15 protein-coding genes are annotated in these 14,637 nt (G+C 69.6%); 4 read left to right on the top strand and 11 right to left on the bottom strand.

Annotated elements, in window-relative coordinates; translation table 11 throughout:
• The first annotated feature begins 93 nt into the window (after positions 1-93).
• Positions 94-1,011 (top strand): AraC family transcriptional regulator, encoded by a 918-nt coding sequence (locus ACWEO7_RS10820; protein WP_452422595.1) that lies wholly within the window; start codon positions 94-96, stop codon positions 1,009-1,011.
• A 169-nt stretch (positions 1,012-1,180) separates the two neighbouring features.
• On the opposite strand, the gene ACWEO7_RS10825 is transcribed toward ACWEO7_RS10820, so the two are convergent.
• From ACWEO7_RS10825 to ACWEO7_RS10845, 5 genes are all read right to left on the bottom strand, one after another.
• Positions 1,181-1,933 carry a DUF427 domain-containing protein gene (locus ACWEO7_RS10825; RefSeq protein ID WP_452422597.1) on the bottom strand — a complete coding sequence of 251 codons (753 nt, stop codon included), beginning with the start codon at positions 1,931-1,933 and terminating at the stop codon, positions 1,181-1,183.
• Between the two features lie 93 nt (positions 1,934-2,026).
• On the bottom strand, positions 2,027-3,268 hold the full coding sequence (locus tag ACWEO7_RS10830; RefSeq protein ID WP_452422598.1) for an MFS transporter: 1,242 nt from the start codon (positions 3,266-3,268) through the stop codon (positions 2,027-2,029).
• The gene (locus ACWEO7_RS10835) at positions 3,268-3,738 is read right to left on the bottom strand and encodes a MarR family winged helix-turn-helix transcriptional regulator (RefSeq protein ID WP_452422600.1); all 471 of its coding nucleotides are present in this window, start codon (positions 3,736-3,738) and stop codon (positions 3,268-3,270) included. Before ACWEO7_RS10835 ends, ACWEO7_RS10830 begins: the two co-directional genes overlap by 1 nt.
• A 113-nt stretch (positions 3,739-3,851) precedes the next feature.
• Positions 3,852-4,028: a hypothetical protein gene (locus tag ACWEO7_RS10840; RefSeq protein WP_452422602.1), complete on the bottom strand. Its 177-nt coding sequence runs from the start codon at positions 4,026-4,028 to the stop codon at positions 3,852-3,854.
• Positions 4,029-4,340, bottom strand: a complete 312-nt coding sequence (locus tag ACWEO7_RS10845) for a cupin domain-containing protein (protein WP_452422604.1) — start codon at positions 4,338-4,340, stop codon at positions 4,029-4,031.
• 77 nt (positions 4,341-4,417) lie between these two features.
• Here ACWEO7_RS10845 and ACWEO7_RS10850 point away from each other — a divergent pair, with 77 nt between their 5' ends.
• Positions 4,418-5,011, top strand: coding sequence for a TetR/AcrR family transcriptional regulator (locus ACWEO7_RS10850; RefSeq protein WP_452422606.1), 594 nt, complete (start codon positions 4,418-4,420; stop codon positions 5,009-5,011).
• A 9-nt stretch (positions 5,012-5,020) separates the two neighbouring features.
• On the opposite strand, the gene ACWEO7_RS10855 is transcribed toward ACWEO7_RS10850, so the two are convergent.
• The 6 genes from ACWEO7_RS10855 to ACWEO7_RS10880 form a co-directional block, all read right to left on the bottom strand.
• Entirely contained in the window at positions 5,021-6,418 is a 1,398-nt protein-coding gene (locus tag ACWEO7_RS10855) for an FAD-binding oxidoreductase (RefSeq protein WP_452422607.1), read from the bottom strand.
• Between the two features lie 216 nt (positions 6,419-6,634).
• Entirely contained in the window at positions 6,635-7,690 is a 1,056-nt protein-coding gene (locus tag ACWEO7_RS10860; protein ID WP_452422609.1) for an acyl-CoA dehydrogenase family protein, read from the bottom strand.
• Between the two features lie 121 nt (positions 7,691-7,811).
• Complete coding sequence (locus tag ACWEO7_RS10865; RefSeq protein ID WP_452422611.1) at positions 7,812-8,837, bottom strand: acyl-CoA dehydrogenase family protein; 1,026 nt, start codon at positions 8,835-8,837, stop codon at positions 7,812-7,814.
• Positions 8,834-9,976: an acyl-CoA dehydrogenase family protein gene (locus tag ACWEO7_RS10870; protein ID WP_452422613.1), complete on the bottom strand. Its 1,143-nt coding sequence runs from the start codon at positions 9,974-9,976 to the stop codon at positions 8,834-8,836. Before ACWEO7_RS10870 ends, ACWEO7_RS10865 begins: the two co-directional genes overlap by 4 nt.
• Positions 9,976-10,881, bottom strand: a complete 906-nt coding sequence (locus ACWEO7_RS10875; protein WP_379250359.1) for an enoyl-CoA hydratase — start codon at positions 10,879-10,881, stop codon at positions 9,976-9,978. Before ACWEO7_RS10875 ends, ACWEO7_RS10870 begins: the two co-directional genes overlap by 1 nt.
• Positions 10,881-12,434: a FadD3 family acyl-CoA ligase gene (locus ACWEO7_RS10880; RefSeq protein ID WP_452422615.1), complete on the bottom strand. Its 1,554-nt coding sequence runs from the start codon at positions 12,432-12,434 to the stop codon at positions 10,881-10,883. The genes ACWEO7_RS10875 and ACWEO7_RS10880 overlap by 1 nt, the downstream gene beginning before the upstream one ends.
• 135 nt (positions 12,435-12,569) lie before the next feature.
• Here ACWEO7_RS10880 and ACWEO7_RS10885 point away from each other — a divergent pair, with 135 nt between their 5' ends.
• Both ACWEO7_RS10885 and ACWEO7_RS10890 read left to right on the top strand, forming a co-directional pair.
• Entirely contained in the window at positions 12,570-13,727 is a 1,158-nt protein-coding gene (locus ACWEO7_RS10885; RefSeq protein ID WP_452422739.1) for an acyl-CoA dehydrogenase family protein, read from the top strand.
• Positions 13,724-14,521 (top strand): SDR family oxidoreductase, encoded by a 798-nt coding sequence (locus ACWEO7_RS10890; protein WP_452422617.1) that lies wholly within the window; start codon positions 13,724-13,726, stop codon positions 14,519-14,521. The genes ACWEO7_RS10885 and ACWEO7_RS10890 overlap by 4 nt, the downstream gene beginning before the upstream one ends.
• The last annotated feature ends 116 nt before the right edge of the window (positions 14,522-14,637 follow it).

Raw genomic sequence — 14,637 nt, forward strand, 5'->3', positions numbered from 1 at the left:
TAGAAAGCTATTGGCATCTCATGAGCCGGACAATGCGTAGACCGCTCGATATTTTGTCCGAAACACTCATATTCGGAGTGCTACGGTGAATGGGTGGACATTCTCAGCGAGGCCATCGCGGCCATCCGCACCGGCAGTCCCACCTCCGGCCTGTTCATCCGGCACGCTCCGTGGGGCCGGCGGTATCCGGTAGTGCCGGGCGCGGGTTTCCACGTGGTCTTGCAGGGCTCTTGCTGGGTGGTGCCGCCGGACGGCGAACCCATCGCACTCGGCGTGGGGGACGTGCTGTTCATGCCGCGCGGGGCCGACCACGACTTGGTGGACAGTCTGGACACCCCGGTCACGGAGACCGCGCAGCCCGGTGAGCCACGGGAGATCGTCGGGCCGGGCGTGCGGACCGCCTTGCTGTGCGGCGCTTACGAACTCGGCCGCAGCCGCACCCATCCGATCCTCGACGAGTTGCCCGAGTTCATCCATCTGCCCGCGCGTCCGGGGCGACATCCCGCGCTGCGCGGCGCGGTCGACCTGCTGGCCGCGGAGATCGCCGAGCCCCGTCCGGGCAGTGACGCGGCCGTGCCGGCGATCCTCGAGACGTTGCTGCTGTTCATCCTGCGCGCCTGGTTCGACGAGCAGTCCGACCTGTGCTCCTCCGGCTGGGCGGGCGCCTTCGCCGATCCCGCGGTCGCGGCGGCCCTGCGCGCCGTGCACGAGGAGCCCGCCCGCGCCTGGACCGTCGCCGACCTCGGTGACATCGCGGGCGTCTCCCGCGCGACCCTCGCGCGTCGCTTCCTCGCGACGGTCGGCGAACCGCCCCTGGCTTATGTGACCCGCTGGCGCATGCTGACCGCCGCCCGCTTGCTCCGGGACACCGACAGCAGCCTCGGTGCGGTGGCCCGCCGGGTCGGATACGCCTCGGAGTTCGCCTTCGCGAAGGCCTTCAAACGCGAATACGGTGTGGCGCCAGGCCAATATCGCCGTGCGGCCGACAGTCCGCCGCTGGTCGCGGTCTGACCAGGCAGCAGCCGCGCGTTCATCGGCCAGACCTGCGGATGAAACTCCGTGCGCGGTCGCGGTGTGCGCGGGGGCGGCTACGTGCGAGGACTATCCGGCCTGCCCACGCCGCAAGACGCGGCGGACGGGAACGACGCCGAACGGACGGGCGAGCGGGCTGTCCTCGGACTCAGCTGAACGGCGAGCGGGGCCGTTCCTGGAGTGCACCGTCGACGTAGATGTCGACCTTCTCGTTGTAGAAGCAGACCAGCCCGGCGACCTTCTGGCTCTCCGGAAGCGGCGTGCGGTAGCCCCACGCATAGTCGGGATACTCGTTGCCGCCGACGCGGACGGTCCAGTAGTCGGCGGTGCCCTTGTACGGGCAGCTGGTGTGGGTGGCCGACGGGTACAGCAGATCCATGCGGACGTCCGTCATCGGCAGGTAGTACCGCGCGGGCAGACCCGTTTCGAAGAGGATGCGCGGCCCGTGCGAGTCGGCGACGGTGACCCCGTCGATCTCCACCCGCACATGCCGGGAGCTGGCCAGGATGTCGACGCGTGAGTACGGGTTGCGCGGGTGGACGTAGATCGGTTCGTCCTCCTCGAACCACTCGTCCATCGCGCCCCACTCCAAGCGAACCAGCTCGCGCAATTCGGTCAGCGGCGACTCGTGGTAGCGCAGCGCCGCGCCGCCCGCTGTCGTGCCGTCGACCATGAGGTCGTAGACCGTCGCGTCGCCGCGGCTGGTGGAGTGCCGGGTCTGCCCGTTCGGTTCGAGCTTGGCGCGCAGGTCGGTGACGGGCAGATAGTAGGTCGGGTAGTGCGGGTTCTCCCAGACCAGCACCGGCCGCGCGCTGTCGGCCACCAAGTGCCCGCCCAGATAGACGCGCACACGCTTCTGGCTGGTCTCGACGCTGACGCGCCCCCGCTTCGCTTCGGTCATATCTCCTGACCGTACTCCTCGCACCGGCCCGCGCCAGGGTGCGAGAACGACGAAGGCAGCCACGCTGGTGGCTGCCTTCGGTGCGCTCGGGGATCAGTCGTCGCCGACCGTGATGGCCTGGGCTTCCTCGACGCTGTGCGGTGCGGGATCGTGGTCGTCGAGGTGGGCCAAGGCGGCGCGCCCGGCGAGCAGGACGACGACCGCGGCGGCGGTGCACGCCGTGCCCACCCAGAACGGCAGCGAGATGCTGTGCTCGCCGAGCTTGCCCGCGAGGTACGGCGCCGCGGCGCCGCCCGCGAAGCGGACGAAGCTGTATGCCGCCGAGGCGGTGGACCGCTCCACCGGCGCAGAGATCATCACGGCCTCGGTGATCAGCGTGTTGTTCACGCCGAGGAACAGGCCTGCCAGCACGGTGCCGACGATCAGCACCGGCTTGTGCTCGGCGAACACGGCCATCATCGCCAGGTCGGCGGCGAACAGGCCCAGGGAGAGTCCCATCATCGGCAGCGAACCGAACCGGCGCTGTAACCGGGGAGCGAGGAAGACCGACGCGATCGCCAGCAGCACACCCCAGCCGCAGAAGATGAAGCCGATCGCATAGGTGCCCATGTCCAGCGGGAACGGGGTGTAGGCGAGCAGGGTGAAGAAGCCGAAGTTGTACAGCAGGGCGGTGACGCTCACGACCAGCAGCCCCCGGTAGCGCAACGCGCGGAACGGCGCGGCGATCGAGGTGTGATGCGTCGGCTTGGGGCCTTCCGGCAGCAGGACGACGATGCTCACCAGCGCGATGGCCATCAGCACCGACACGCCGAAGAACGGGCCGCGCCAGCTGATTCCGCCGAGCACGCCGCCGACCAGCGGACCGGTCGCGATGCCGATGCCGAGCGCCGCCTCGTAGAGGATGATCGCGCGGGCCACGCCGCCGCTGGCCGCGCCGACGATGGTGGCCAGCGCCGTGGCGATGAACAGGGCGTTGCCCAGGCCCCAGCCCGCGCGGAAACCGACGATCTGCGCCACCGTGTTCGACATACCGGCCAGCGCCGCGAACACGATGATGATCGCCAACCCGGCCAGCAGCGTCTTCTTCGCGCCGAAACGGCTGGACACCACGCCCGTGACCAGCATGGCCACGCCGGTCACCAGCATGTAGCTGGTGAACAGCAGCGACACCTGGGACGGAGACGCGTTGAGTTGCTCGCCGATCGGTTTGAGAATGGGATCGACCAGGCCGATGCCCATGAACGCGATCACGCTCGCGAACGCGACCGCCCAGACGGCTTTCGGTTGCTTGGTGTTGTCCGCGACCGGGGCGCGGGTGGGAGCCAAAGTGCTCATCAGTGTTCCCTCGAGATCGGATCGTGCTGTCGCGTCGCCTTTTTCAGGGCCTCCAGCAGGTCGTGCAGTTCGGTGTCCAGCCGGACCAGTCGCTCGGTGTCGAAGCCGGGCAGGTGTTCACCGATCGCGGTGGCGAATGCGCGGCGGAACTCGGCCAGCCGGGTCCGCCCGGCCGGGGTGAGTTCGACGATCACGGCCCGGAAGTCCTCCGGGTCCTTGCGCCGGGTCGCGTAGCCTTCCGCGACCAGCTTGCCGATCAGCGCCGTTGCCGCCGGCTGTGAACATCGGTCGATCCTGGCGAATTCGCTGACCCGCAGCGCGCCGTGTTCGTCGAGCACCGCCAGCGCCCGCAACATGGCTCGCGGCAGGTCGTCGCCGCTGATCACCCCGGCCAGCCGAGTGAGCCTGCCCGCGGTGACGAGAAGGTCGACGACGATGTCATCCGCTACATTCACCTGAGCTTGCCGCACGAGGAATATTATTACATAGGCTAACTATCTATTTGTGGTGAAGTCGGGCACATGAGGTGGATCCCGGCGGAACGGTGGGGTCCGCCGGGTTGCCCAAGTCGGCGGTGCGGGAATCAATCCACCTGTCCGGCAACGGGACTCGCCGATTCTTCGTAGTGGATGTCATATGCGGCCGCGATGGGATTGATCTTCACCGGATCCAGCACGCCCTCGGTCAGCACCGATGCTCCGGCTTCGAAAAGGTCCTCCAGATAGCACTCCCAGCCGCCGGGTGAGGAGATCTGTAGCACTCACGGCGGCGGCTGCGATCCGCGGCGCAGGGCATGCGGCACGCCGTGTGGCAGCAACACGAACATGCCTTCCGTCGCGGAAAGGGTTCGGTCGTCGAACTCGACGTCGAGCGTGCCTTCGAGCACGTAGACGCATTCGTCCGCGATGTGGTGTGTGTGCCGGGGGATGTCGCGCGCGAGGGTCACTTCCAGCAGGGAGAACCTGCCCTCGGTGTCGGCGGTGGTGGCCTTCACCGCGAACGCGGGCGGCAGCGGCACTCGGCCGGGCCGTGCCTCGCCGGGGGTCAGAAGGCGGAAACGATTGTGGGACATGAAGTGCTACCCTTCGAAGCGATGAAACGGAACCGGAATCCGATTCCATTTGAAGCGTAAACCCGGAGGGATCGTCAGTGTCAAGGCCACCATCGGCCCGCAAGCAGCGCGCCGACGCTACGCTCAACCGCGCCCGCATCGTGTCCGTGGCGCGCACGCTGTTCGCCGAGCACGGCAGTGCCGTGCCACTGACCGAGATCGCGCGCGCCGCCGGAGTCGGCGTCGGAACCGTCTACCGCCATTTCCCCACCCATGCCGACCTCATCGAGGCCGCGGCCGAGCAGCGCTTCGCCGAGATCGAGGAGTTCGCCCGCACCGAATGCCTGCGCGCCGAGCCCGGCGAGGGGCTCGCACGCTACCTGCTTCACGTCGGCGAGGTGCTGGCGGCCGACCGGGGCTTGTCGGCGGCGATCGAGACGGCGCGGCAGTCGGCGGGCAGCGAGCCGAGGGGCGAATCCCGCGGCAGGCTCGAGGACGTGATCGGCGAGCTCGTCGAGCGGGACCGGGCCGCCGGAACTTTGCGCGACGACTGCACGGTGGCGGACGTCTACATGATCGTCGGCGCGTTGTCCGCCACCATCGGCAGCGGCAGCGGTGATTGGCGCAGGCTCGTGCGGATCGTTCTGCACGGCCTGCGCCCCGATGCGGCCGAGGGACGCTCGGACGAGTGAACTCGGAGGTCAGCCGGGGGCTATGTTGGCGTTGCGGTGGAAGACGTTGCCCGGGTCGTAGTCGGCTTTGATGTGCGCCAGCTTCGCGTATTTCGTGCGTCCGTACGATTCGCGAACCCGGGTATGGTCCGGGTCTGCCATGAAATTGACATACCCGCCATGGTTGGAAGCCAATGGACGCAGCGCATCCCACGTCGTGCGGACCCATTCCCGGTCCAGGGCGAGGGTCTCGGTGTCGGGAGTGATCGCGGTGATGTTGCACTCGTAATGCGAACGGCGCGTGCCGCCGAATGCCGTGTCGTCCTCACCGACAGTGCTGAACGTGCCGCTGAGCGGGAAGATCGGCATGAACGACAGCGGCGCGGTTTTCCTGGCCGCGTTCGCGATCAGCACCGCGATGACGTCGTTGGAGAAATCGTCGAGGTCGAGGGCCTTCTCGTAGCCGTACAGGCCCCACGGCGCCGCCGCGTCGAGCATCCGCTGCAATCCGGCATACGGCATCGGGGTGCGGAATTCGAACAGCGGCGGCAGTGCGTTCCGGATCGGCGCCACCGCGGCGGCGTGCTCCTCGGCCGTGCCGAAACCGGCGACGATCAGGGCATGGCCCGCGTGGCCGTGGTATCGCTCCGGGACGAAAGGCGCGGGCGGCGCCGACATCGCCAGCGCGATCAACGCTCCCGACCGGCGCGGCAGAGTGGGGATGAACTCACGGATCAGGCGGAGTGCGTCGGTGCCGTCCGGCATGTCCCAGAAGAGCAAGCCGAGGTGGATTTCCGGCCCGACGTGATGCAGGCGGTACTCGAATTCGGTGACCACTCCGAAATTTCCGCCGCCGCCGCGCAATGCCCAGAACAATTCCGCGTTCTCGGTCTCCGAGGCCCGTACCACTTGGCCGTCGGCGAGCACCACCTGCGCCGAGACGAGGTTGTCGATGGCCAGCCCCGCCATGCGGGTCAGCCAGCCCATGCCGCCGCCGAGGGTGAGGCCGCCGACGCCGGTATCGCTGATCACCCCGCCGGCCACCGCCAACCCGTACTGCTGGGTCGCGGCGTCCATGTCCGCCATCGTCGCTCCGCCGCCGACCCGGGCGCGCTCGGCTTCCGGATTCACCACGACGCCCTTGAGAGCGCTCAGGTTGATCATCAGGCCGCCTTCGCCGACCGCGGTCCCACTGTAGGAGTGGCCGCCGCCGCGAACGGATATCTCCAGCCCCCGGTCCCGGCCGAAGGCCAACGCCGCGGCCACGTCACGCGGCGACAGGCACTGGGCGATCACGGCGGGGTGCCGGTCGATGTCGCCGTTCCAGATGGCGCGGGCCCGGTCGTACCCGGTATCCGCTGGGCCGTACACCGGCCCGTCCATGGTGGACCGTAATGCTTCGAGATCGGAATGCACTGTTTGCGTCATGGCATCCTCCCGGCTGGTGGGCCCCGACGACTTTTTGGGAGGCGAGCCGGCATCTCGACTCGCTACGGCACCGATTCCGACCTGCGGTGCCACTCGAAAACGCATCCCCCGGCATGCGCGTGTGGCGCCTGTCACATCCTAGTGCATCGGGACCACGCCGGACAGCCTATCGAGGAAGGGCGCGTCGCCGACCAGGTCGGTGCGCCCCGCCCCGGCTCAGGCGGGCTGCGTCATCGGGCGGTGCGCGGCCCCGAACAGCTGCGCGTCCGCGTGGGCGCGCTTGAAGAACAGATGCGCGTCGTGTTCCCAGGTGATCGCGATGCCACCGTGCAACTGGACGGTCTCGGCCGCGATGGCGGTGAGCGCCTCCGAGCAGTGCACGCGGGCGACCCAGACGTCCTCGGCGGCCGACGGGCTGTTCGCCGCCACCGCCGCGGTCGCCGCGACGGACGCGGACCGGGCCGATTCCAGCAGCACGTACATGTCCGCCATGCGGTGCTTGAGCGCCTGGAAACTGCCGATCACCCGGCCGAACTGCACGCGGGATTTGGCGTAGTCGACCGTCGTCTCCAGGCAGCGGTCGGCGGCGCCGACCTGCTCCGCGGCCACCGCCGCCCATGCGATCTCGCGCAGCCGGGCGACCGTCCCGGACCGGTCACCCGAGCCGAGCCGTCGCGCGTGCGCGTCGGCGAAACCGACTTCGGCCAGTTTGCGGGTGGGGTCCATGGTGGGCGCGGGCCTGCGGGTGACGCCCGGCGCGGTGGGTTCGATCTCGAACAGACCGGTCGGCGTGACGACGACGAAGGTGTCGGCCGACATCCCGTCGAGCACGTAGTGCGCGGTCCCGGTGAGGGCGCTGTCCGTCTCGTGCACACCCGGCTCGTCCCAGCCGCGCTCGTCCGCCCAGCAGACCGCGATCGTGCGGGTGCCCTCCGCCACCTCGGGCAGCAGCCGTGCGCACGCTTCGTCGTCACCGGTCAGCAGCACCGCCTGCGCACCGAGGACGGCGGAGCCGAGCATCGGCACCCCGGCGAGCGTCCGGCCCAATTCGCCCACCACCAGCAAGGATTCGACCAGGCTCGCGCCGAATCCGCCGTATTCCTCCGGAATCGCGAGCGCGGCGACGCCGATCTGCTCGCACAGCAGCCGCCACAGCGCGGGGTCATAGCCGAGCTCGGTGTCCATCGCGGCGCGCACCGCGGCGGACCCGGCGTGCTTGGCCAGCAGCGCCCGCACCGAAGCGAGGAAATCCTGATGTTCGGCGGTGCTCATCGGTGTCCTTTCTGAGGGAAGCGCTGCCGCCTCCGGGCCTGACCGCTCATGCTGGGCTGGTTTGTCGCATGAGCGGGGCCCTGCGTGGTGACGCTGCGCTGCCGCCTCCGGGCCTGACCGCTCATGCGATGCCCCGCGGGGTGGGTTCGGTGTCCTCCCGCAGCGCTTGGGCGATCCGGGCGCGATGCAGGTCCGGTGTGCCCCAGGCCGAACGCAGCGCGGTCACCTTGGTCAGCCACAGCGACAGGTCGTACTCGGCGGTGTAGCCGATCGCGCCGTGTACCTGCAGTGCGGTGCGGGCCGCGCGGTAGGCGGCGTCGCCGCAGGCGATGACGGCGGCCGAGACGTCCCGACCGCGGGTGGGCCCGGTCATGGTGAGCGCGGCACGGTAGAGCAGCGGCTCGGCCAGATCCAGCGCGATGAGCACGTCGGCCAGCTTCTGCTTCACGGCCTGGAACTCGCCGATCGGCTTGCCGAATTGCTTGCGCTGCTTGGCGTATTCCGTAGACGCGTGCAGCAGCGCTTTTCCCGCCCCGAGCAGCTGGGCCGCGCACGCCAGCGCGCCGGTGTCGAAACCGGCGGCCACGGCCGCGCCGACCTGGTCACCCTGGACAACGGTCTCGTCCGCGGCGACCGCGAACAGGCGGCGGGCGGGATCGACCGATCGCACCAGGCTGCTGCGGTGCCCGGTGGACACCAGGTCCGTACCGGCCACCAGCACCACCTCGGCGGTGTCGGCGTCCAGTGCGACGCCGCCGTGGCCGGGTGAATCGAACGTGATGGTGCCCAGCGCCGTGCCCTCCACGAAGCCGGGTAGCAGGCGCGCGGCCGGGCTCCGGTCCGGAAGCGCTTGCAGCAGTGCTGGAATCGCCGCGGCGGTCTCCACCAGCGGTCCCGGCACGGCCGCCCGGCCGATCTCCTGGAACGCCACGACCAGATCGATCGGTTCGGCGCCGATGCCGCCGTGCTCCTCCGCCACGGCCAGACCCAGCACACCGGCCTCGGCCAGTTGCCGGATCAACGCGCGACCGGGCCCGCTGTCACCGGACGCCCACGCGCGCACGGCGGAGGGCGCGCGGCCCGCCTCCAGCAGTTTGCGCAGACTGGCGGCGAAATCGAGTTGTTCGGGACTGAGCGCGAATCTCATCGGCTGCTTCCTCTCGGTAGTCCGAGCAGCCGCTCGGCGATGATGTTGCGCTGGATCTCGTTGGTGCCCGCGTAGATCGGTCCCGACAGCGCGAACAGGTATCCGTCCGTCCACGGCCCGGAACGCTCCGCCGCCGGACCGAGCACCTCGAGCGCGGTCTCGTGCATGGCGATGTCGAGTTCGGACCAGAACACCTTGGTGATCGAGGATTCCGCGCCGAGCTTGCCGCCTTCGTTGAGCCGGGTGACCGTGCCGAACGTGTGCAGCCGGTAGGCCTCGCTGCCGATCCAGGCGTCCACCACCGCGTCGCGCTGCGCGGTGTTGTCCTCGTCGCCCGCCTCCCGCCACAGATCGATCAGCCGTCGCGCGGTGGCGCTGAACCGCCCGGGGCTGCGCAGCGAGAGGCCGCGTTCGTTGCTCGAGGTGCTCATCGCCACGCGCCAGCCCTCGCCGGGCGCGCCGATGACATCACGGTCGGGCACGAAAACGTCGTCGAGGAAGATCTCCGCGAAGCCGGGTTCGCCGTCCAGCTGCGGGATCGGGCGCACCGAGACCCCGTCGGCGGACAGCGGGAACATCACGTAGGTGAGGCCCTTGTGCCGCTCGGCCTCGGGATCGCTGCGGAACAGCCCGAATGCCCAGTCCGCGAAGGCGGCGCGCGAACTCCACGTCTTCTGGCCGCTCAGCAGCCAGCCACCGTTGGTGCGCCGGGCGGTCGAGCGGATACCGGCCAGGTCGCTGCCCGCTTCGGGCTCCGACCACGCCTGCGCCCAGATGTCGTCGCCGCGCGCCATCCGCGGCATGATCCGTTCCAGCTGTTCCGGGGTGCCGTGCTCGAAAAGCGTTGGCGCCAGCAGGAATATGCCGTTCTGGCTGACCCGCCCCGGCGCGCCCGCCGCGTAGTACTCCTGCTCGAACAGCACCCATTCCAGCAGCGAGGCATCGCGCCCGCCGAACTCCTCCGGCCAGGCCACCACCGAGAGCCGGGCGTCGGCGAGGGTGCGCTCCCACGCGCGGTGCGCCTCGAATCCCGCCTTGGTGTCCATGGAGGGCAGCGGTTTCGCGGGCTTGTTCGCGGCCAGGAATTCGCGGACCTCCCGCTGGAATTCCTGGGTCGCCTGATCGAGATCCAGATCCACTAGGTCGTTCCGTTCTGTTCTGCGGTGCTCGCGGAGGCCTTCATCGACTTGGCGTTCATGCCGCCCAGCGAGTCGGCGCCGACCTCGGCGTTGTGCGCGTGCGCGAAGTGGTGCAGGCCGAAGACCGAATCCATGCCCGAGCGCATGCCCATCAGGTCCTCGGCCTGATTGACCGCCTTCTTGGTCAGCGCGAGACCGAATTGCGGCATGGTGGCGATCTTCTCGGCCAGCGCGAGAGTTTCGGCCTCCAGTTCGGCGCGCGGCACCACCCGGTTGACCATGCCCCACTCCTTGGCCTGCGCGGCCCCGAACCGGTCGCCGGTGAACAGGAACTCCTTGGCCGCGCGCGGACCCATCACCCACGGGTGCGCGAAGTACTCGACGCCCGGGATGCCCATGCGGACCACGGGATCGGAGAAGAACGCGTCGTCGGAGGCGATGATCAGATCGCACACCCAGGCCAGCATGAGTCCGCCCGCGATGCAGGCGCCCTGCACCATGGCGATGGTCGGCTTGGGGATCTCCCGCCAGCGCCTGCACATGCCGAGGTAGACCTCGAGCTCGCGGGCGAAGCGCTGGTCGCCGCCGGCCCGGTCCACGTGGTCCCACCACAGCGCGGCCTTGTTCTGGTACCGCACGTGGTGGTCGCGGCCGGGCGTGCCGATGTCGTGCCCGGCGCTGAAGTGTTTGCCGTTGCCCGCGAGCACGATCACTCCGACCTCGGGGTCCTCCACGGCGCGTTCGAACGCGGCGTCGAGGGCGTAGGTCATCACCGAGTTCTGCGCGTTGCGGTAGTCCGGCCGGTTCAGCGTGACGATCGCGACGCGTCCGCGCCGCTCGTAGGTGACGACCTCACCTTCGTCCGGGATCGCCGGACCCTCGTCCGGTGTTGCCGGTTCCGACATTACGACTTCTCCTCACGTAGTTGACGCTTGAGCACTTTCCCGGCGGCGCTGTAGGGCAGCTGGTCGCGGAATTCGACGAACCGCGGCACCTTGAAATTGGCCAGCACGGTGGTGGCGTGGGCGAGCACCTGGTCCTCGGTCACGCCCGAGCCGGGCTTGCGCACCACGTACGCCTTGCCCACCTCGCCCATCCTGGTGTCGGGCACGCCGATGACCGCCGACTCCGCTACGCCGTCCAGCCGGGCCAGCGCCTGTTCCACTTCGGCGGGGTAGACGTTGAAGCCGCCGGAGATGTACATGTCCTTGAGCCGGTCGGTGATCTTCAGGTAGCCACGGTCGTCGACCGTGCCGATGTCGCCGGTGTGCAGCCAGCCGTCCGCATCGATCGTCTCCGCGGTGCTCTCCGGATCGTCCAGGTATCCGAGCATCACGTTCGGCCCGCGCAGCAGGACCTCGCCCGCCTCGCCGAGGCGCAACTCGAAATCCGCGATCGGCCTACCGCAGGTGTTCGCGATGGTCTCGGCGTCGTCGTCGACGCGGCACATGGTGCCGAAACCCGCGCTCTCGGACAGGCCGTAGGCGGTGATGACGACGTCGAAGGCCAGCTCCGAGCGCATCCGCTCGATCAGCACCACCGGCACCGTCGCCGCTCCGGTGACGGCCACCCGCAGGGAACTCAGGTCGAATTCGGCGCGGCGCGGGAAATCCAGGATCGTCTGATAGATCGTCGGCGGGCCGGGCAGCACGGTGACCCGCTCCGCGCCGATCAGCCGCATCGTCTCCGGCACGTCGAAGGTGACCTGCGGGATGATCGTGGCTCCCGTGACCAGGCAGGCGAGGATGCCCGCCTTGTATCCGAAGTTGTGGAAGAACGGGTTCACCACCAGATACCGGTCGTCGCCCCGCAAGGTGGCGCACTCCGCCCAGGCCCGCACCACCGACAGCGCCTGCCGGTGCGCGACCAGCGTGCCCTTGCTGCGGCCGGTGGTGCCGGAGGTGAACAGGATGTCGGAGATGTCGTCGGGACGGACCGACTCGGCGCGTTCCTCGGCTTCGGCCACGGTGACCGGCGCGGCGACGGTCGCGAGTTCCGACCAGTCCAGCGCGGCGATGTCGGTGTTCTCCGTGCCGGGTTCGACCGGGATCACCACCACCGTGTCGATGGCCAGATCGGACGCGGACGCGCGCAGTTCGGCCAAGCGGTCGCGGCCGAGGAAGGGCCCCGCGATGAACAGGGCTTTCGCGTCCACCCGTCCGAGCACGTCGGCGGCCTCGTCGGCCACGTAGCGGGTGTTCAGCGGCACCAGCGCCGCGCCCGCGTAGTGCGCGGCGAGCGCGGCGATCACCCAGTGGTGGGTATTGGGCGCCCACATGGCCACCCGGTCGCCCGTCCGCACCCCGCGTGCGATGAGCGCCCGTGCCACTTCCTGGACCGCCTCGAGCAACTGGGCCCAGTTCAGCCGCACCTCGCCGTCGGCGATCGCCGGGGCGTCGCCGAAGGTCCGAGCGGCGTGGTGCAGTGCCATCGGTGTCGTCTGTGCAGGGGTTGTCACGGTTGTCCTTACCGTCCGCGAGCGAGTTATGCGTGCACTCTACAAAGCAAGTGCTTGGTAGGTTATCCTACCGACGTGGGTGCGATCCAGACCTCAGAATCCGACACCGCCGCTCCGGATGGGCGGTTTTCCGCCATGCAGGACGAGCGATTCGCCGCCGAAGTGCGCGAGTGGCTGGAGGAGAACCTCAACGGCGAATTCCGCGCGCTGCGCGGCCTCGGCGGTCCCGGCCGCGAACACGAGGCGTTCGACGAACGCCTCGCCTGGGACCGGCACCTGGCCGCGGCCGGGTGGACCTGCCTGGGCTGGCCCAAGGAGTACGGCGGCCGCGAGGCCACGGTGCGCCAGCAGGTGATCTTCCACGAGGAGTACGCCAAGGCGAACGCCCCCGCGCGGGTGTCGCACGTCGGCGAGGAACTGCTCGGCCCGACCTTGCTCGCGTTCGGCACCCAGGCCCAGAAGGACCGGTTCCTGCCCGGCATCCGCAACGTCAGCGAACTGTGGTGCCAGGGTTATTCGGAACCCGGCGCAGGCTCCGATCTGGCCGCCATCACCACCTCGGCGCACCTGGACGGCGACGAGTGGTCGATCAACGGGCAGAAGATCTGGACCTCGCTGGCCCACGTGGCCGACTGGTGCTTCGTCGTCGCCCGCACCGAGCGCGGCTCCGCCAGGCACAAGGGCCTGTCCTACCTGCTGGTTCCGATGAAGCAGCCGGGCATCGACGTGCGCCCGATCATCCAGCTGACCGGCACATCGGAATTCAACGAAGTCTTCTTCGACAACGCCCGCACCGCGGCCGACCTGGTGGTCGGCGAGCCGGGCGACGGCTGGCGGATCGCCATGGGCACGCTCACCTTCGAGCGCGGCATCTCCACTTTGGGTCAGCAGATCCGGTTCGCCCGCGAGCTGGCCGACATCGAGGCTCTGGCCCGCCGGATCGGCGCGGCCGACGACCCGCTGATCGCCGACCGGATCGACCGCGCCTGGGTCGGATTGCGGGTGCTGCGCGCGCACGCCATGCGCACGATGGAGGGCGCGGGCGTGGACGACGGCGCGGGCCAGGCCTCGGTGGCGAAACTGCTGTGGGCCAATTGGCATCGCGGGCTGGGGGAGCTGGCGATGGCCGTGCTCGGCGCCCGCGGCCTGGTGGCGGGCGAGAACGATCTCAACGAATGGCAGCGGCTGTATCTGTTCACCCGCGCCGACACCATCTACGGAGGTTCGAACGAAGTGCAGCGCAACATCATCGCCGAGCGGGTGCTCGGCCTGCCGCGCGAGGCCCGCCCGTGACGGGGCCGCTGTCGGTCCCCCCCGCGCCCGTTCCTGGGCACGGCCTGCTGACCGGACGTTCGGCCGTGGTCACCGCGGCGGCGGGCACCGGCATCGGCTCGGCCACCGCGCGCAGGCTGCTGGCCGAGGGCGCGGACGTGGTGGTCTCCGACTGGCACGAGCGGCGTCTGGCCGAGACCGCGACCGAGCTGGCCGCCGAGTTCCCGGACCGGCGCGTTGCCTCGATCCCGTGCGACGTGCAGAGCACCGAACAGGTGAACGCGCTGATCCGCGGCGCCGCCGAGGCCGTCGGCCGGATCGACATCATGGTCAACAACGCCGGGTTGGGCGGGGAGACGCCCGTGGTCGACATGACCGACGAGCAGTGGGACCGCGTCCTCGACATCACCCTCAACGGCACCTTCCGCTGCACCAGGGCCGCCCTCGGTTACTTCCGCGACGCAGGCCACGGCGGCGTGATCGTGAACAACGCCAGCGTGCTCGGCTGGCGCGCGCAGTACGGCCAGGCGCACTACGCGGCGGCTAAGGCGGGCGTCATGGCGTTGACCAGGTGCAGCGCCATCGAGGCCGCCGAACTCGGCGTCCGGATCAACGCGGTCGCGCCGAGCATCGCCAGGCATGCCTTCCTGGACAAGGTCAGCTCGACCGAACTGCTCGACCGGCTGTCGGAGCGCGAGGCGTTCGGCCGCGCGGCCGAGCCCTGGGAGGTCGCCGCCACGATCGCGATGCTGGCCAGTGACTACACCACCTACCTGACCGGCGAGGTGGTCTCGATCAGCAGCCAACGCGCCTGAGCCCACGGGCTTTTCGGGCTCGTCCGCTCCGCGCGGGGCGGACGAGCACACCCGGCGACCACCGAGCAGCCGTTCGTCCGCCACGCCAGGAGAGATCTTCCACGCCGTATTGCGAT

The sequence above is a fragment of the Nocardia sp. NPDC004260 genome, from assembly GCF_053603155.1.